This window comes from Marinobacter sp. M1C (genome assembly GCF_023314135.1).
Lineage (GTDB): Bacteria > Pseudomonadota > Gammaproteobacteria > Pseudomonadales > Oleiphilaceae > Marinobacter.
Genome location: NZ_CP092289.1, coordinates 3,220,165 through 3,238,036 on the forward strand (window position 1 = coordinate 3,220,165; position 17,872 = coordinate 3,238,036).

Here is a 17,872-nt window from a genome sequence, read left to right on the forward strand (position 1 = left end):
GCCTCTTTTGCCTGAATTATCTGAAGGAAACACAAAGCTGCCGGCGCCTTGCGCGGTCAGTCTGGAACCGCACATTATATGGAGCCGGCGGCAGATACACCAATTCCAATAGCGGAATTCCCGAATGGAGCGTTTTCCGTAACCATCGTATGCTTCGCATTAGTAATAGAAGACCGTTTTTTCTTTCACCTAAGCGGACCACTATGAAGCCAAACCTAAAAGCCTGCGGGCAAGCCATGATGACTGCGTTGGCTAATGCAGTGCTAGCGTTAGTGTTGATGCTGTTGGTGGAGTTTGCTATCAGCGGAAGTTTCCGCGTTCCGGCGGCGTATCTGTGGGCCGGCCTGGTGATATGGCTGGTTATTTTTGTCGGCCAGTTCTGGCGTATGCGTCATCTCTGCCAATGCAGTGAATCGCGCCACAACAAAGCCTGAGCTCGCTCAATATGCGCTTGAAAAAAACGGCGGAGCTACACAGCTCCTCCTTTTTTTTTACGCCGATTCGTCGTTCCCGCCATTTGGGGATTACTGGCGAATGCCTTCCACTGAGATTTCAAGAGTAACAATCTCGGACGCAGGCCCCAAATTGGTAGGAATACCAAAATCAGTAAGCCGTAACTCGGTTTCAGCTTCAAAGCCCATGCGGTAGCCACCCCAGGGATCCGCGCCGTGACCAATCATTTCCGCATCCAGCACTACTTCACGGGTAACACCGCGTAGAGTCAGGTCGCCCACAATGTCGGCTTCTCCTTCTTCGTCCAGGCGGATCCCGGTGCTTTTAAACGTCGCTTGCGGGAACTCACCGGTAGAAAGGAAATCTTCACTCCGGATGTGCTTGTCGCGTTCGGCGTGGTTACTATCAACACTGACGGTATCAATAGACACCGTTACCGAGCTGTTCTGCGGATTTTCGGCGTCGTACACAAACTGACCATCAAAATCATTAAAGCGCCCGTAAAGCCAGCTGTAACCCAAGTGTGAAATACGGAAATTAATGGACTGATGAGCGCCCACTTTATCAAAAGCGTAGGTGCCCGAGTGGTCCGCCGCCTGAGCGCCACCGACCAAAACCAGAGACACCGCCGATGCTAAAAATAATCGTTTCATAAGAGAGTTCTCGTTAATTAAAAGCCAGTGCGGGACATCTTTAGCGTCCCAGCATACGTCGCAAAGTATTGTCTCGGTCGATAACATGATGTTTGAGTGCACCAAGCGCATGAATACCCGCTAACACGACGACACTCAAGGTTACCCAATAATGCACCACACCCGCGGTGTCTTCCATGCCCTTGATGCGACCCGTGATGGAGGGCACATCAAACCAGCCAAACACGCTCACCGACGAGCCGTCAGCGGTAGAAATCAGGTAGCCGCTGACCATGGCAACAAACAGCAGCAGATACAACAAACCATGGACCAGGTGCGCCGCGACAACCTCCCAACGCCGATGACCTGGCACCGGCTCCGGCCGCGGGTTCATCAGGCGCCACACAACCCGCAACAGCATGGCAGTAAACAACAACACGCCAACACTGCGATGAATGTCCGGCCCCTGTTTGTACCAGGCGTCGTAATAAGTAAGGCCGACCATCCAATAACCCAAGCCAAACATACCCGCCACGGTTAAGGCCACCAACCAGTGCAGAAACACCGCCACCAGGCCGTAAGTCCCTTGACTGTTATGCAGCTGCATAGCGCTTCACGCTCCTTTTCCTACATAAGTCATTTGCCGTATAGGGCATTTACGGATTGTTCAAAAATAGCGCAACGCTATGATAACCATATTGCATATCAATCAACAAAAAAGGACGCTTTATTATGGAACTTGAATTCGACGAACACGTAGTTGTACCTAGCAATAACTAACAGTTGTACCCAGCAATAATTAAAGGCAACGCCAACACTGCAACGGCTCACGCCGGGTAAGTTGTTACGACTTCGCTGATTTCCCAGAACCCTTCGTAAAAGAAGCTGGCCCGGAAAATCAGCGAAGTCGTTTTGCTTTTGGTGGGCCTATTTTCCCAGGTTTATACCGGAACATCCGCCATATTACCGTAAGCTTCCAGCCAGGCACGCCGGTCGGGCGCCCGTTTTTTACCCAATAACATGTCCATACAGCTGTCGGTGTCGTCACCGTCTGCAATGGTCAGCATCACCAGCCTGCGGGTATCCGGCGCCATGGTGGTTTCGCGCAACTGCAGCGGGTTCATCTCACCCAAGCCTTTAAAACGCGTGACCGACACTTTTCCGCGGCTATTCTCTGCCGCCAGGCGGTCGATAATGCCCTTTTTTTCCGATTCATCAAGGGCGTAGAAGGTCTGCTTGCCAAGATCTACGCGGTACAGCGGCGGCATAGCCACAAACACGTGGCCGGCGGCAACCACCGGCCGAAAGTGCTTCACAAATAGCGCGCACAACAGCGTGGCGATGTGCAGCCCGTCGGAGTCGGCATCGGCCAGAATACACACTTTGTTGTAGCGCAAACCGGCCAGCTCGTTTGAACCCGGGTCTACCCCGATGGCCACGGCAATGTCGTGAATTTCCTGGGACGCCAGCACTTCGCTGGAATCCACTTCCCAGGTATTCAGAATTTTACCTTTCAAGGGCATAACGGCCTGAAATTGGCGGTCCCGGGCCTGCTTCGCCGAGCCGCCGGCGGAATCACCCTCTACCAAAAACAATTCCGACCGGGCCGTGTCACTGCCCGAGCAATCCGCCAGCTTGCCTGGTAGCGCAGGGCCCGAGGTAATTCGTTTACGGGCTACTTTTTTACTGGCTTTCAGGCGGCGCTGGGCGTTGCTGATAAAAAGCTCGGCCAGTATTTCGGCGATGTCGGTGTGCTGATTCAACCACAAACTGAAGGCGTCTTTCACCACTCCGGAAATAAACGCGGCAGCCTGACGTGATGACAGGCGCTCTTTGGTCTGGCCGGAAAACTGTGGCTCCTGCATCTTGAATGACAGCACATAAACTACCCGTTCCCAAATATCCTCAGGTGACAACTTAATGCCACGGGGCAGCAGGCTGCGAAACTCACAAAAGTCGCGCATGGCTTCTAGCAAGCCCGTGCGCAGACCGTTGACGTGGGTGCCGCCCTGAGCGGTTGGAATAAGGTTAACGTAGCTTTCGGCAACGGCGTCACCGCCGTCAGGCAGCCACTGGATGGCCCAGTCCACAGTTTCTGTATTGCCAGAAAAACTGCCAGTAAACGGCTCAAGAGGCACCACTTCACTGCCCGCCAGGGAAATGCGCAAATAGTCTCGCAGGCCGTCTTGATAACACCATTCGTCTTTCTCACCGGTTTTTTCCTGGCTAAAGGTCACCGTTAACCCGGGACACAAAACCGCCTTGGCGCGTAAATTGTGGCGCAGGCGGCTGACCGAGAAATTGGCCGAGTCGAAATACTTAGTGTCCGGTGTAAATTTAAGCCGGGTACCAGTATTGCGCTTTCCGCAGCTGTCGACGACCTCCAGCTCAGTCACTTTATCGCCGTTGGCGAACGTCATCCGATGTACCTGACCGTTGCGCCGAATAAGCACTTCCAGATGGGTCGACAGCGCGTTGACCACCGACACGCCAACTCCGTGCAAACCACCGGAAAAACTGTAGTTACCTTCGGAAAACTTACCGCCGGCGTGCAGCCGCGACAGAATCAGCTCTACCCCCGGCACACCTTCTTCCTTGTGCATGTCCACCGGCATGCCCCGGCCATCGTCTTCCACGCTCAGTGAGCCGTCGTTGTACAGCACGACATCGATACGCTTTGCATGGCCGGCCAGAGCCTCGTCCACGCTGTTATCGACCACTTCCTGGGCAAGATGATTGGGGCGGCTGGTGTCGGTGTACATCCCCGGCCTTTTTCGCACCGGGTCCAAACCGCTTAGAACTTCAATGGCATCGGCGTTGTAAGTTTGCTCGCTCATAGGCGGGGTAAAGCTCCGAATGGGAAATAGTGGGCCGCGGCCTAGCTTAGAGAATCAGCAGCAAAGTTCAACGGCTGTTTAACACCGCCAAGCTACAAGGACTCAGAACCCAACTTTAAGGACCACCTTACCAGTAGCACGACGCTCAGTCAGGGCACCAAGGGCCTTGGCGTAATCCTCAAACTCGAAAACCTCGCTGATTTTCGGATCAATTTTACCCTCGGCGTAGAGCTTCATCAGCTCCATCATGTTCTGGGCACTCGCTTCCAGCTCTCGCTGGGTAAAGCTGCCCCAGAACACACCGACGACAGAGCAGCCTTTCAATAGCGTCAAGTTCGCTGGAATTTTCGGGATATCGCCCGTGGCAAAACCAATAATCAGATGGCGGCCGTTCCAGGCCATGGCTCGCAGTGCCTGCTCCGTGTAATCACCACCCACGGGGTCGTAAATTACATCCACGCCCTTGCTGTTGGTCAGGCGCTTTATGGCGTCTTTAAGGGGCTCTTCCGTGTAATTGATCAACTCATCCGCACCCGCGGCTTCGGCAACTGCAAGCTTCTGTGCTGAACTGGCGGCAGCAATCACACGGGCACCCATGGCCTTGCCCAATTCAACCGTTGCCCGCCCTACACCACCGCTGGCGCCCAGAACAAGAAGACTTTCCCCAACCTGAATGTTCGCGCGCTGCTTAAGAGCGTAATAGGACGTGCCGTAAACCATCATAAATGCAGCGGCTTTTTCGTCACTCATGCCGTCTGGCAAAAGCAACACGTTATGCTCAGGCACAATCACTTCCTCAGCAAAAGCGCCATAGCCGGTCAAGCCCGCAACCCGATCGCCGACCTTAAAACGAGTGACTTTTTCTCCCACTGCAATCACTTCACCCGACATTTCGCCGCCCGGAGAAAACGGCAAGGTCGGCTTGAGCTGGTATTTCCCTTCGATAATAAGCGTATCAGGAAAGTTAAGGCCCGCTGCTTTTACGCGCACTTTAACACCGCGGCCTTTCGCTACAGGGCTCGGCACATCTTCAATCACGAGCGTGTCAGCAGGGCCGTATTCTTTGCAGAGAATGGCTTTCACAGAGACTCCTGTAATGATGTCATTGCATGATTCTGACAGGGCAAAATTATACCCCTGATGGTTGCCATCAAGCTAAACACAGTCCATCTATGAAGCAAATAAATCTTTCTTATTCGTCTGAATAAAAACGACTTATAGCCTGCACGAGGACTAGAGGCTTTATAAATGAACTGGCCACCCTTTCCTCAGGCTAATAAGTTGCTGGTTCCAACCGGAACTGTGGGCAAAATCAATCATCCCTTGGCCTGAGAGCCGTCAGGCGTTAACATTGCCGTTTTTTAAGCAGCCCGATTTTTCCAATCAGCCCGACTTTCGAAACCCCAGCATCTGTGAGGCAGACCCCCGTCATGCTTGAACGATTGTTTAAACTCCAGGCCCACGGCACCAACGTTCGTAAAGAAGTCGTTGCCGGTATTACCACCTTTTTAACCATGGCCTACATCATCGTGGTTAACCCCAGCATTCTGTCATCCACAGGTATGGACTTTGGCGCGGTGTTCGTCGCCACCTGCCTGGCGGCGGTTGTTGGCACACTGATTATGGGCCTGTGGGCAAACTACCCGATTGCCCTTGCACCGGGCATGGGCCTGAACGCATTTTTCTCGTTCACCGTGGTTGGCAGCATGGGATACACCTGGCAAGTGGCTCTTGGCGCTGTGTTTCTGTCGGGTTTGATATTCTTTGCGCTGAGTATTTTTAAAGTGCGGGAGTGGATCATCAACTCCATACCATTGTCTTTGCGCTTTGGCATTTCTGCCGGTATCGGTTTTTTTCTGGCGTTGATTGCCCTGAAAAACGCCGGCATTATCGTCGATCACCCAGCTACCCTGGTGGGTATGGGCGACGTCAAGGCGGCCGAGAGTCTGCTGTTTTTTGGCGGTTTTATTTTAATTTGCGCGCTGTCGTTCCGCCGCGTTACCGGCGCGGTGATGATCGGCATTATTGCGGTCACCCTGGTAGCGTTGGCTACCGGCATGATTGAATACAACGGCCTGTTTTCAGCACCGCCCAGCTTGGCCCCCACCTTCATGCAGCTAGACCTGGCTGGCGCGTTTAACGTCGGCATGATCAGCGTTATTTTTGCCTTTCTGTTTGTTGATCTGTTTGACACCTCTGGCACCCTGATCGGCGCCGCCCAACGTGGCGGCCTGCTGGACGAAAATGGCAAACTGCCACGTCTGGGCCGCGCGCTCATGTCAGACTCCGTGGCCACCATGTCGGGTGCTGTTCTGGGCACATCTACCACCACCAGCTATGTGGAATCCACCGCCGGTATCGCCGCAGGTGGTCGCACCGGCCTGACGGCAGTGGTTGTCGCCGGCCTGTTCGCCGCGTGTCTGGTGCTGGCGCCCCTTGCCAGCATCGTCCCTGCCTACGCCACCGCTCCGGCGCTGTTGTACGTCGCGGTGCTAATGGCCAGTGGACTAAAGCTGATCGACTGGGACGATGTGACCGACGCTGCACCAGCGGTTGTCACCGCGCTGATGATGCCGCTGACGTTCTCGATTGCTAACGGCATCGCTCTAGGCTTTATCACCTACGCGGTATTGAAAGCCCTGAGCGGTCGTTGGTCTGATCTCAATCTGAGCGTGATTGTTATCGCTCTGGTGTTTATTCTTAAATTCATTTTCCTGGATGTCGCGTAAGCGGCGCCCGGGAGTAAGGCAGGGGTTTCATGGATTACTTTTCTCAGAGCATCAAGCAGGCTATCCGCACGGTTCCGGACTGGCCGAAACCCGGTGTTACTTTCCGCGACATCACGACGGTGCTACAGAACAAAACCGCGTTTCGCAAACTGATTGATGCCTTTGTACACCGCTACCACGACCAGCAAATAGACGCGATTGCGGCGGTAGATGCCCGTGGCTTTATCATTGGCTCTGCCCTGGCGTATGAACTGAACGCCTCGCTGGTGTTGATTCGCAAGAAAGGCAAGCTTCCGTTTGATACCTTAGTGGAAGACTACGAACTGGAATACGGCACCGCCTCGGTGGAGCTGCACAAAGACGCCCTCAAACCCGGCGACAAAGTGGTGCTAGTCGATGATCTGATCGCCACCGGTGGCACCATGCTAGCGGCCTCCCGGCTGATTCGCCGGATTGGCGCCGAAATTGTAGAAGTAGCGGCGATGATCGATCTGCCTGACCTGGGCGGTTCTGACAAGCTGCGAGCCGAAGGCTTAGCGGTTTATACTGTATGCTCATTCGAGGGAGAATAAGCCGCCCTCAAACCTGAGTGAATGCAGGAAGTTGGTTAAGAGGTGCGAAAACGCTGTTCTCAACGAGTTTCCTGAATTTACGCAGATTTCGGAGGACACTATCGTGAATTATCAGCACCATTGGCACGACGCCACCCCTATTCATTTGCCCCTGGGCAAAATTGTCTGCATCGGCCGTAACTATGCCGAACACGCCAAAGAACTGAACAACCCGGTCCCGACCGAGCCCCTGCTGTTCATAAAACCCGCCACCGCCGCGGTACACCTGACCAGACCTCTGGACTTCCCGCGGGATCAAGGCGCCGTGCACTTTGAAACCGAATTGGCAGTGCTGATTGGCAAACCCCTGACCAACGCCTCCGCCAGCGATGCAGAAGCGGCGATACTGGGTTATGGCCTGGCGCTGGATTTGACCCTGCGCGACCTGCAAAGCCGGCTAAAAGAGCAGGGGCAGCCATGGGAGCGAGCTAAAGGATTTGATCGCGCCTGCCCACTCACGCCATTCATACCAGCCAACGAGCTTAACAAGCGCCGCCTGCACTTCAGCCTGGATATAGACGGCGAGCGTCAGCAAAGCGGCGACACCGCCGACATGCTGTTTCCACTGGTGCCCCTGATTGCCCACATCAGTACACAGTTCTCTCTGTTACCCGGGGATGTAATACTGACTGGTACGCCCAAAGGTGTCGGGCCACTGGAATCCGGACAAATCCTGCAACTGACGCTGGAAGATCGCCTGTCGGTGTCGACCAGAGTGATATAAAGAGTGATTTAAAGAGTGATATAAAGAGTGATTTAGACAACAGCCTTAAGCGTGGTTTAACGTGACGACGCTGAATCGTTTTTTGGTTAGGAGCGTATATCTGGCATGGCAAAAAAACCGGTTACCACCCGCAGTGGTCGTTTTTTCAAACTCGCAGGCATGACTGCCTCCGTGGCCGGACAATTCGCTGGCCAAAAGGCACGCAGTTTTTTTAGCGGTGAAAACGACGAAGGTGCGCGCAGCGAGAGCTACAGCCGTATGGCATCGCGCATTACCGACACTCTGGGGGAAATGAAAGGCGCTGCCATGAAGGTGGGCCAAATAGCATCGCAAACCCAAGATTTTTTACCCCGGGAATTTTCTGACGCCCTGCAAAAGCTTCAAAAAGAAGCGCCGCCCATGCCCTTCGAGGTGATTCGCCAGCAAATTGAAACCGCCTTGGGCAAACCGGTGCACGAGCTTTACGAGTACCTGCAGGAAGCACCTTACGCGGCGGCCTCGATAGGCCAGGTGCATCGGGCGCGGATGCACGATGGCACCGACGTGATCGTAAAGGTGCAGTATCCGGGGGTTGACCAATCTTGCGATTCCGACCTGAAGCAGCTTCGCCTGGCTTTAAAACTAGGCGGCCTGCTGAAAATGCCCAAGGAATCGGTAGATCAATTATTTAGTGAAATCCGCGAACGCCTGCACGAAGAATTGGATTACGACAATGAAGCCCGCAATCTTGATGTGTTTCGCGAGTTTCATCGCAACGATCCCTGGGTGGTTATTCCAGCGGTGGTGCGTAGCCACTCAACCCGCCACGTCATGACTCTGGAGCTGGAAGAAGGTGACCACGTCGGCGATATCACCCCGGAGCGTTACGACCAAAACACCATCAATCTCATCGGCCACCGCATTTTTACCGCGATGGCGGACCAATTGTTTCGTTTTCAGTGCATTCACGGTGACCCACACGCCGGTAACTTTGCTTACCGGCCGGACGGCACCATCGTGATGTACGATTTTGGCTGTGTAAAAAAGCTGAAGCCGGAGATTGTGCGGGCTTACCGCAATGCGGTAACGGCTGCTTTAGATCAGGATTATAAGGCGCTAGACCAGTATTTGATCGATTTGGGTGCGCGAGTTGAGAGCCAACCGGCGATTGATGAGGCTTATTACGCCATGTGGCGGGACATTTTAGTGGTGCCGTTTGAGTCTGAACAGCCCTACGATTTTGGTCAGGCGCGGTTGCATAAGGATGTGGCGGCCAAGACCAGTACGGTGTTTAAGTATCTGAATTCTTTTAAGCCGCCGGTGGAGAGTATTTTTATTGACCGGATGATCGCGGGGCATTATTGGATGCTGAAGCGATTGGGAGTTCAGGCGGCTTTTGGTAATGAGTTGCGGGCTTATTTGGCTGAGTTTGCTGATTAGGCGTTAATGGCACAGGTCTGGATTGAGAGTTAACAGCACAGGTCTGGATAAGCTGTTTACCCATTCTGCTACACCTTCCACTGCGCTTTTTTGAATAAACCGGGCGCGGGAGACTCTTCCTGTGGGGGTTACCGGGTCTATAACGGTGATGGGCACGTCGCGTTCTACTTTGTGGACCAGGCCGGCGGCCGGGTAGACTTGTAGGGAGGTGCCGACAATGAGCAGGTCGTCGGCACTGCGCACTATGTCTATAGCGGCTTCCAGCATCGGGACTTCTTCGCCGAACCAGACGATGTGGGGGCGCAGTTGGCTGCCGTCTTGGCTGCGTTCACCCAAGCTGATATCGCGGTAGCCGATGCTGTGGATGGCCTGGGGGTTTTTGCTGCTACGGGCCTTGGTGAGTTCACCGTGCAGGTGTAACACGTGGGTAGAGCCGCCGCGTTCGTGTAAATCGTCTACGTTCTGGGTGATTATGGTCACCTGATAACTGCGCTCCAATTCGGCAAGCAGGCAGTGGGCGCGATTGGGTAGAGTGTTGGCCAGTTGACGACGGCGTTCGTTGTAGAAACGCAGCACCAGCGCCGGGTCGCGCTGGAAGGCTTCGGGGGTGGCTACATCATGTACGTTGTGCTTTTCCCACAATCCGTTGCTATCACGGAAGGTGGCCAAGCCGCTTTCGGCGCTGATGCCAGCGCCGGTGAGTACTACGATGTGTCGCTTCATGTGCGCGCTAACCGCCGTATCAGTCGAAGATTTTACCCGGGTTGATGATGCCGTTAGGGTCAAAAACCTGTTTGATGCCTCTCAGGTACGCAATTTCAGCTTCGCTTCGAGTGTACTGCAGGTAGGCTTTTTTGGTCATGCCCACGCCGTGTTCGGCGGACACGCTGCCTTGGTATCTTTCCACAATTTCAAACACCCACTTATTCACTTGCTGGCACTTTTCGAAGAAGTCTTCTTTCGCCATGTCCTCAGGTTTGAGGATGTTCAGGTGCAGATTGCCGTCGCCGATGTGGCCAAACCAGATAATTTCGAAATCCGGATAGTGGTTGCTGACCACCTGGTCGATTTCGTCCAGAAAGCCCGGCACCCGGGATACCACCACAGAAATGTCGTTTTTGTAGGGGATACGCGGGGCGATGGATTCGGAGATGCGCTCGCGCAGCTGCCACAGGTTCTGGGCCTGGGTTTCGCTTTGGCTGATCACGCCGTCGAGCACCCAGCCGTTTTCCATGCACTGCTCGAACAGTTCCATGGCTTGTTCCGTCACCTGATCAGACACCGCTTCAAATTCCAGCAGCGCATAGTAAGGCGCCTCGGTGTCAAACGGCGCTTTTACCTGGCCGTGGGCCAGCACGTGATTCATCGCCTGGTGTGAGAAAAATTCGTAGGCGGTTAAATCCAGCTTGCTGCGGAAGGTGTTCAGCACGTCCATAGTGCTGCCCAGGTCATTCAGGCCCAGTACTAACACGGTAAGATTGTCTGGCTGGCGTGACAGCTTCATGGTGGCTTCTGTAATAAAACCCAGAGTGCCTTCAGCGCCGATGAACAAGTGGCGCAGGTCGTAGCCAGTGTTGTTCTTTTCCAGGTCTTTGTTCAGATCGAGAACATCGCCTTTACCGGTGACAACTTTCAAGCCAGCAACCCAGTCTCGGCTCATGCCATAGCGGATAACTTTGATGCCACCGGCGTTGGTGGACAGGTTGCCGCCCAGCTGGCTGGAGCCGGCGGACGCAAAGTCCACCGGGTAGTAAAGGCCGTTTTTTTCGGCAAAATTCTGCAGCTGTTCAGTAATAACACCGGCCTGGCAACGCACGGTGCGGTCACAGGCGTTGAAGTCCAGAATCTGGTTCATATTGTCAAACGCCACCACCACTTCACCGTCGGCGGCTACGGCGCCGGCGCTCAAGCCAGTTCGGCCGCCAGAGGGCACCAAAGCAACTTTGTTTTGGTTAGCGAACTGAACCAGCGCCTGCACGTGTTCGGTGGTTTTCGGCAGCGCAATAGCAACCGGATTTGGCGTGTATATTCGGGTCCAGTCGGTGCCGTAGGTGGCAAGATCAGACGGATCTGTCAGCACTTTACCCGGGGCATCACCCTTGGCCATCAGTTGCTTCAGGACGGCTATGATCTGTTCAGATGTCATCAGGCTGGGCTCTCGCGCAAGTGTGTCTCAAAATGGGGCGGTACAGTCAACATTAGACCGCCTGGAGGCGCAGGCCTGTATAAAAACAGGAGTGCTCTGCAAGCCGCCAACGCCAAGGATTATGTTATCATACCGCCCCTGTTCTGTGTGCCAGCCCATGCGATGTAAAGCTGAGATGACTGGCCACGGGTGGTTAAACGCGACAAAAAGTTGGAAAGTAAGCCCATGTCCAATACGTCTCTGCAAAAAAGCAAAATCCGAATCCTGTTGTTGGAAGGTGTTCACCAGTCTGCACTCGATTCGCTGCACTCCGCCGGTTACACCAACATTGAGTCCCTGTCGCACTCGTTGGCTGAAGACGAGCTGATCGAGAAAATTGCCGACGCCCATTTTGTCGGCTTACGATCGCGCACGCAGCTGACAGAGGCCGTATTCGAAGCCGCCAAGAAGCTGGTGGCAGTGGGTTGCTTCTGTATTGGCACCAATCAGGTAGACCTGCAGGCGGCCACACGCCGCGGTGTGGCGGTATTTAATGCGCCCTTTTCCAACACCCGCTCGGTAGCCGAACTGGTGTTGGCGCAAGCCATTTTGTTGCTGCGCGGCGTGCCGGAAAAGAATGCCAAGGCCCACCGTGGCGAATGGCTAAAGTCGGCCAAAGACAGCTATGAAATCCGCGGCAAGAAGCTGGGCATTATTGGCTATGGCAATATTGGCACCCAGTTCAGTGTGCTGGCCGAAGGCTTGGGCATGGACGTGTACTTCTACGATGTGGTGTCTAAACTCTCCATCGGCAATGCCACGCAAGTGGGTTCCCTGCAAGAACTGCTGAATCTGTGTGATGTGGTGAGCCTACACGTACCGGAAACCGCAGCCACCAAGTACATGTTCAAAGCCGAGCAGCTGGCACATATGAAGCCTGGCTCTATTTTGATGAACGCCTCACGTGGCACGGTGGTCGACATAGACGCCTTGGCTGACTCACTGCGCAGCGGCAAGCTGCTGGGCGCTGCCATTGACGTGTTCCCGGTTGAGCCAAAATCTAACAAAGAAGAATTCGAGTCGCCGTTACGTGAGTTCGACAACGTGATCCTGACCCCACACGTGGGGGGCTCCACCATAGAAGCCCAGGAAAATATCGGCCGTGAAGTCGCAGAAAAACTGTCCATGTACAGCGACAACGGTACGTCCGTATCGTCCGTGAACTTCCCCGAAGTGGCCCTGCCCTCGCATCCGAACCAGCATCGGCTACTGCACATTCACGAAAACGTGCCGGGCGTGATGTCAGAAATCAACCAAGTCTTTTCCGCCAACGGTATTAACGTCTGTGGTCAGTACCTGCAAACCAAGGAAGACATCGGCTACGTGGTGATCGACGTCGACAAAGCCTACGGTGAACTGGCGCTGGAAAAGCTGTTGGAAGTGAAGGGCACCATTCGCTGCCGCGTGCTGTTTTAAGCCCGCAAGGCCGAATAGGAAAAACCGGGGCTCAGGCCTCGGTTTTTTTGCTTTTAAGGGACAGATTTGAAATCTGTCCCTGGCCCGCCGAGGCCCCGGTTTTCTTACTCAAAGGGGATAGATTTGAAATCTGTCCCTGATCTTTTTGAGCAGTCCTCTCACCCAGCAAGCCGCTGGTTCCACCATAATCTGACGATGATAGCGTGCGGAAGTGTCAGCGCCGCCAGCGCCCAGAACATGACTCTGACTGCGTCAACCAGCAAACTCGTCGAAGGCCCAATAAGAATAGTCACTCCCCAGGCGACACTCGCCATTGCGATTGCCCCCAGCGTTGCAGGCAAGATTTTACGGGCCGGAAACGCCTGGAACAGGCTTTTTTGATTCGACAACAAGCGGTGTTCTGCAATCGAAAGGAAATGACGCACGCTGTGAATCGTACAAAAATAGAATGCGAATCCCAGAAGCGGTGGCAGTGCGATCAAGGCCGCACCCACCAGGCATAACTCGACCCACACTCTTGGGTCTAGTCGGTTGAGGCGTCCGAACAACAGGCATCCGAAGCCCAAAAGCCAAAACACCGCCAAATAAGGCCCAAGCCACACCACGATCTCCAAAACCACCTGTAGGTCACTCTTAACCAGCCAGGAAAACAACTCGCTTGTTTGCTGCGGGTGCCCGAGCATCGGACCCAGAATGGGCATGCTCCCGCTTAGCCAACGCAACAGAGGGTTTTTTGCCAAGCTTAGAAAAGCCTCGTCGGTATAGCCAAAATGCCAGACCGACAATCCCAGAAACACCAGCAGCGCCACCACCGGTAGAACCCAGATTAGCGCGACAAAAGCCAACGAGGCCATCAAGTAGACACACAGAACAACGAATAAACCGGTTGGCGACGTCGCGGTCAGTTTCTTGAGAATCATGGGGTCCGCGCCCCCGTGGGACAGGCCGAACACACCAATAGGCAGCAACACAATCCAGAACTGTTGTTCGATAGACAGAGCCGGCAACATAACGCCGACGATCAGCGCGAGGCTGGCAATGATCAATATAACGAACTGGTGAAGGCGTCCGCCTGAACTCCGATAAAGCACATTTTCAGTGTTAGCGGTGTCGTTTATCACCATGGCAATGCGGCTCGCACAAAGGGCCTGGGCGGTAGCGCGCTGGCCACTGCTAGAGCATCACGCCAGCGTGGCTGGTCGTTCATAAACCGGCTCATTTGTGCGGCACTCGTGGCAGCAAACAACCCCACGAACCATTGCGGTGCTTTGTCCGGGTGCCGCTTCAATGCCCGCAGAAATACGCTGTCCATCCAGTCCAGCCAGCCCGCCCGCACCACTGGGCCCTGAAGCATCCAGTCGCCACTGGCATGAGCCGCAAGAATCTGCCGGGCAAGCGCCGCGCTGCCTCTTTGGCAACTAACAAAATGATAGCCCGTGGCGGCTCTCATCCAGCCTGCACCGACGCCTGCCCTGAGCACCCGACCAACGCTCTGAACATTCGGCATGCGCAACATAGGCAGGCTACCAAACTCCTCTCTTGTGACCTCGTAATACCCCAGGTCCTGTCGCTGCAGCCATGAATCAAGGTCTGAGCGATAGTCCGGCGCAGGCTCCTTCTCTGGTTGAAAGGCGGTCCATTCAATCAGAAAGTGGTCCTCGTCGAGAGGCAACAGGTACAAAAAACACGGGTGCGGGTATCCAGGCTGAAAATCCATCAGTGTGGCCGTAGAGGTATCAAAACCGTGCTTGGGACAGGTAATCTCAAGGCCTGAGAAAACCTGCCAAAACCCAACGCCGAATATCAGCTGACCCTTGTCGGGAGGGCGCGTGTCTATGACTGCCTTTGCCTGCCAACGGCGTTGATCCGCCGACACTAAGGCGCCATCATCGGTGTGTTCGACGCCGTTAACGATCACACCAAGGTGTAAATCAAAGGCCGGAATATCGTCTATTTTGGCCAATGCATGCCGATACAGAACATCTGCCGGCAGCATTGCGTAAGCAATGTCCCTGTCAAACTGACACGCTGTTTGATGACCCTGGCTGACCTGCCAGCGAAACCAGCGATGGGTGATAAGATCGCGAAAAGGATGTGGCTCAAGGTCCCAGAAACACCATGTTCGATCGTTACTATAGGATGTTCGTGGTTCGAGAAAACAGACTCTGGGCAATGTTGTTTGCCCCTCTTCTGCCAACTGCAGAAGCCAACAGGCCAGGCTGAGCCCAGTTAACCCGGCTCCGATAATGACAAGGTCATACTCAGCGTTTGGCTCAGCGCGCTGGCTTGTGGGCTTCGGTCCAGATTCAGGTTCGACTTCAAGACGGCGGTTCATCGCTTTTCCGGCTGGCGCAGTTTAAGACTGGTAATCAGGCCTTGATGCAACTCGTGATCGTGACGAATAGACTGGCGGCTGATAGCGCCTGCCGTCAGTTGAACAACGGCTGCCACCGACACCTTCAATTTCTCGGCAGAGCCAACCACACATCGGCTCTGCCAATAGCGTTGTTCGCCCCTTTGCAGAATCTGTCGGCCAATTTGCCGATAGACCTTTGCAGCAACGGCAATGGCTAAACGTGCTCTGAACGGCAGATAACCCAACCCATGCCACCCACTGCGATAGTAGGCCTCGGACATGCCCAGCAGATTGCGGACGCCCAACCAGGCTTGATGCCGGGCATCTCGATTTCCAGCCACAATATCTTCTGGCGTAATCGTACCCCCTGCCCCATCGGCCGGCAGGTATAAGCGGTTCAAGTGGGCATCCTCCAGAACATCTCGAGAGATGTTGGTCAGCTGCATGGCAATTCCCAAATCAATGGCGTGCGGTAGGGCTTTCTCCCGCTCACGTGCGTTTAACAAGCACGTCATCATAACCCCTACCGTTCCGGCCACACCGTAGCAATAACGAAGGAGTTCGGCCTGATCCGCCACTCTGACAAGGTCAAGATCCCGACGCACCGTGGCAACAAGATCTCCTAATGCGCTCAGCGCCAACGGATGTTCTCCCAGCAGCAATTCGGCCTGCTGGTAAAGGTTGGGGTTTTCGTCGGCCAATGTTGGCCTGGACATCAGCGCCTGATGGAATTCGCCAAGCTGTCGGTCAGCGGCCATCGCCTGGGCGGGTGTTGATGCCTCGTCCGCCAAGTCGTCTATGCTTCGGCATATCCGATACAGGTCTGCGGCGCTCTCAAGCTGTTCCGCGGTCAATAGCTGGCCGGCCCAATAAAAGCTCTTCCCCTTGCGCCGCAGCACATCAGCGCCGGTTGCGGTTAGAGTGGTCTCGGCCACCGAATCCGTCATTTCACGCCTCTGATGGCGGTGCCTGCTGACGCTCCCGCTTCGGTGTCGGCCTGAGATTCAAAGGCTCTGACCACTAAGCGCTCAACCACACCTGCCGAGCACACGACACCTGGCACGCCTGCACCGGGATGAACACCAGCACCCACAAAAAACAGGTTCCGGTAGCGCGGCGACTGGTTATGAAAACGCAGCCCGGCCGACTGCGTGAGTGTAGGCGCAATGGAGAACCCGCTGCCAAAAGGACTGTTCAGTTCAGTGTGGAAATAGGTGGGCGAAATGCTGCGTTTGGCGCGGATCTGCTGCGGAAGGTCCGGCATGAGGCGCTGAGTCAAAATGTTGATAATTTGATCTTCAACGTCAGTAGAAATCTGATCCCAATCCTGATTGCCCTGAAGATTAGGGACCGGGGCCAGGACATAAAAGGCGTCACCATTTTTTGGCGCCATGGTCGGGTCTGTCGCGCCGGGCCGGTGCAAATACAAGCTCAGATCTTCCGGAATCTGGCGCTGTTCAAAAATCTCGGTCAAAATTTCCCGGAAGGTTTCACCAAACACAATCGTGTGGTGTTCAATGTCGGAGTAAACCCGCTCGGTGGTGAAATAAAGCACAAACAGCCCCATAGACTGCTTTAACCGTGCCCTATGGCTGTCGGCAAGCCGCTGGCGAGTGGTTCTTTCAATCCAGTGATCGTAAACGTAGAGCGGGTCCGCGTTACTCACCACCAAGTCGGCATCAAAACGCCGGCCCTGGTCGGTCACAGCGGCGCGCACGTTCAGGCCGTCCATGTCCAGATACTGAACTGACTGGCCGACGTGCAAGCGACCGCCGTGTCGCTGGAACAGCTCCGCCAATGCTTTAATCAATACACCGGTTCCGCCTTGTACATACCAAACACCGCTTTTACGCTCCAAAGCATGAATCAGGGCGTAAAGTGACGATGTTTGAAACGGGTTACCCCCCACCAGCAGAGAAGGCACAGAGAAAGCTCTGCGCAGACGCTCATCGCTGAAAAACTGGGAAACGAATTGGTAAATACTCCGGTCGGCCCTGAGTTTAATGAGGTCTGGCAAAACCTCCAACATGTCCGCGACTCGGGTAAAAGGCCGTTGTGCCAACTCGGTGAAGCCGCGATCGTACATTGCTTCGGCGGCTCGCAGGAATTGCGGGTAATGTTCGCCTTCGCCCGGCGAGAGCCGGTCAATCTCTTCAACCAGCGCCTCTGTTGTGCCGTGATAGTCAAAGTGACTGCCATCGGCAAAGTCCATGCGGTAAAAGGGCGACACCGGCAACAGTGTCACCTGATCTTTTAGAACTTCACCAAAACGTTCGAACAATTCAGCAAAAAGAAAAGGCGCGGTAATGACGGTTGGCCCGGCATCAAAGCTGTGGCCATCCAGTTCGAAGGTTCTGGCTCGCCCCCCCAAATCCTCGTGCTTTTCCAACAGGTCGACATTATAACCTCGAGCCAACAAGCGTAAGGCAACAGCAAGTCCGCCAAATCCGGCTCCAACAACCACCGCTGTTTTCGCCGCACTAACCCCACGTAGTTGTTGTGTCATGACA

At 54.6% G+C, this 17,872-nt stretch carries 16 protein-coding genes; 6 read left to right on the forward strand and 10 right to left on the reverse strand.

All coding sequences use genetic code 11. The annotated features are described in order from the left end of the window. The first annotated feature begins 203 nt into the window (after positions 1-203). On the forward strand, positions 204-434 hold the full coding sequence (locus MIH19_RS15080) for a hypothetical protein (protein ID WP_249005644.1): 231 nt from the start codon (positions 204-206) through the stop codon (positions 432-434). A gap of 90 nt (positions 435-524) precedes the next feature. Here MIH19_RS15080 and MIH19_RS15085 read toward each other — a convergent pair whose 3' ends face one another. The 4 genes from MIH19_RS15085 to MIH19_RS15100 form a co-directional block, all read right to left on the reverse strand. Then, positions 525-1,106 (reverse strand): YceI family protein, encoded by a 582-nt coding sequence (locus MIH19_RS15085; RefSeq protein WP_249005645.1) that lies wholly within the window; start codon positions 1,104-1,106, stop codon positions 525-527. Positions 1,107-1,146: 40 nt separating this feature from the next. After that, positions 1,147-1,692, reverse strand: coding sequence for a cytochrome b (locus MIH19_RS15090; RefSeq protein ID WP_249005646.1), 546 nt, complete (start codon positions 1,690-1,692; stop codon positions 1,147-1,149). 334 nt (positions 1,693-2,026) lie between these two features. After that, positions 2,027-3,922, reverse strand: a complete 1,896-nt coding sequence (parE, locus tag MIH19_RS15095) for a DNA topoisomerase IV subunit B (protein ID WP_249005647.1) — start codon at positions 3,920-3,922, stop codon at positions 2,027-2,029. Positions 3,923-4,024: 102 nt separating this feature from the next. Then, positions 4,025-5,005, reverse strand: coding sequence for an NADPH:quinone oxidoreductase family protein (locus tag MIH19_RS15100; protein ID WP_249005648.1), 981 nt, complete (start codon positions 5,003-5,005; stop codon positions 4,025-4,027). Positions 5,006-5,352: 347 nt separating this feature from the next. Here MIH19_RS15100 and MIH19_RS15105 point away from each other — a divergent pair, with 347 nt between their 5' ends. The 4 genes from MIH19_RS15105 (at position 5,353) to MIH19_RS15120 (ending at position 9,405) form a co-directional block, all read left to right on the forward strand. Continuing rightward, positions 5,353-6,651, forward strand: coding sequence for an NCS2 family permease (locus MIH19_RS15105; RefSeq protein ID WP_249005649.1), 1,299 nt, complete (start codon positions 5,353-5,355; stop codon positions 6,649-6,651). Positions 6,652-6,680: 29 nt separating this feature from the next. After that, complete coding sequence (locus MIH19_RS15110; RefSeq protein WP_249005650.1) at positions 6,681-7,223, forward strand: adenine phosphoribosyltransferase; 543 nt, start codon at positions 6,681-6,683, stop codon at positions 7,221-7,223. Between the two features lie 103 nt (positions 7,224-7,326). Then, positions 7,327-7,986, forward strand: a complete 660-nt coding sequence (locus MIH19_RS15115; protein ID WP_249005651.1) for a fumarylacetoacetate hydrolase family protein — start codon at positions 7,327-7,329, stop codon at positions 7,984-7,986. 105 nt (positions 7,987-8,091) lie between these two features. After that, a complete protein-coding gene (locus tag MIH19_RS15120; RefSeq protein WP_249005652.1) occupies positions 8,092-9,405 on the forward strand; it encodes an AarF/ABC1/UbiB kinase family protein in 1,314 nt (437 codons plus the stop codon). Between the two features lie 3 nt (positions 9,406-9,408). Here the strand turns inward: MIH19_RS15120 and MIH19_RS15125 are convergent, their stop codons facing one another. Both MIH19_RS15125 and MIH19_RS15130 read right to left on the reverse strand, forming a co-directional pair. Then, positions 9,409-10,128, reverse strand: coding sequence for an NAD-dependent deacylase (locus MIH19_RS15125; protein ID WP_249005653.1), 720 nt, complete (start codon positions 10,126-10,128; stop codon positions 9,409-9,411). 19 nt (positions 10,129-10,147) lie between these two features. After that, positions 10,148-11,551, reverse strand: coding sequence for an FAD-binding oxidoreductase (locus tag MIH19_RS15130; protein WP_249005654.1), 1,404 nt, complete (start codon positions 11,549-11,551; stop codon positions 10,148-10,150). A gap of 225 nt (positions 11,552-11,776) precedes the next feature. On the opposite strand from MIH19_RS15130, the gene serA reads away from it, so the two are divergent. Further along, complete coding sequence (gene serA, locus MIH19_RS15135; RefSeq protein WP_249005655.1) at positions 11,777-13,006, forward strand: phosphoglycerate dehydrogenase; 1,230 nt, start codon at positions 11,777-11,779, stop codon at positions 13,004-13,006. 158 nt (positions 13,007-13,164) lie between these two features. Here the strand turns inward: serA and MIH19_RS15140 are convergent, their stop codons facing one another. The 4 genes from MIH19_RS15140 to crtI are packed head-to-tail and all read right to left on the reverse strand — an operon-like array spanning position 13,165 to position 17,868. Next, complete coding sequence (locus MIH19_RS15140) at positions 13,165-14,130, reverse strand: Brp/Blh family beta-carotene 15,15'-dioxygenase (protein WP_249005656.1); 966 nt, start codon at positions 14,128-14,130, stop codon at positions 13,165-13,167. Next, a complete protein-coding gene (locus MIH19_RS15145) occupies positions 14,124-15,341 on the reverse strand; it encodes a lycopene cyclase family protein (RefSeq protein ID WP_249005657.1) in 1,218 nt (405 codons plus the stop codon). The genes MIH19_RS15140 and MIH19_RS15145 overlap by 7 nt, the downstream gene beginning before the upstream one ends. Beyond that, entirely contained in the window at positions 15,338-16,309 is a 972-nt protein-coding gene (locus tag MIH19_RS15150) for a phytoene/squalene synthase family protein (RefSeq protein WP_249005658.1), read from the reverse strand. The genes MIH19_RS15145 and MIH19_RS15150 overlap by 4 nt, the downstream gene beginning before the upstream one ends. After that, on the reverse strand, positions 16,306-17,868 hold the full coding sequence (gene crtI, locus MIH19_RS15155; RefSeq protein WP_249005659.1) for a phytoene desaturase family protein: 1,563 nt from the start codon (positions 17,866-17,868) through the stop codon (positions 16,306-16,308). Before crtI ends, MIH19_RS15150 begins: the two co-directional genes overlap by 4 nt. Positions 17,869-17,872: the final 4 nt, after the last annotated feature.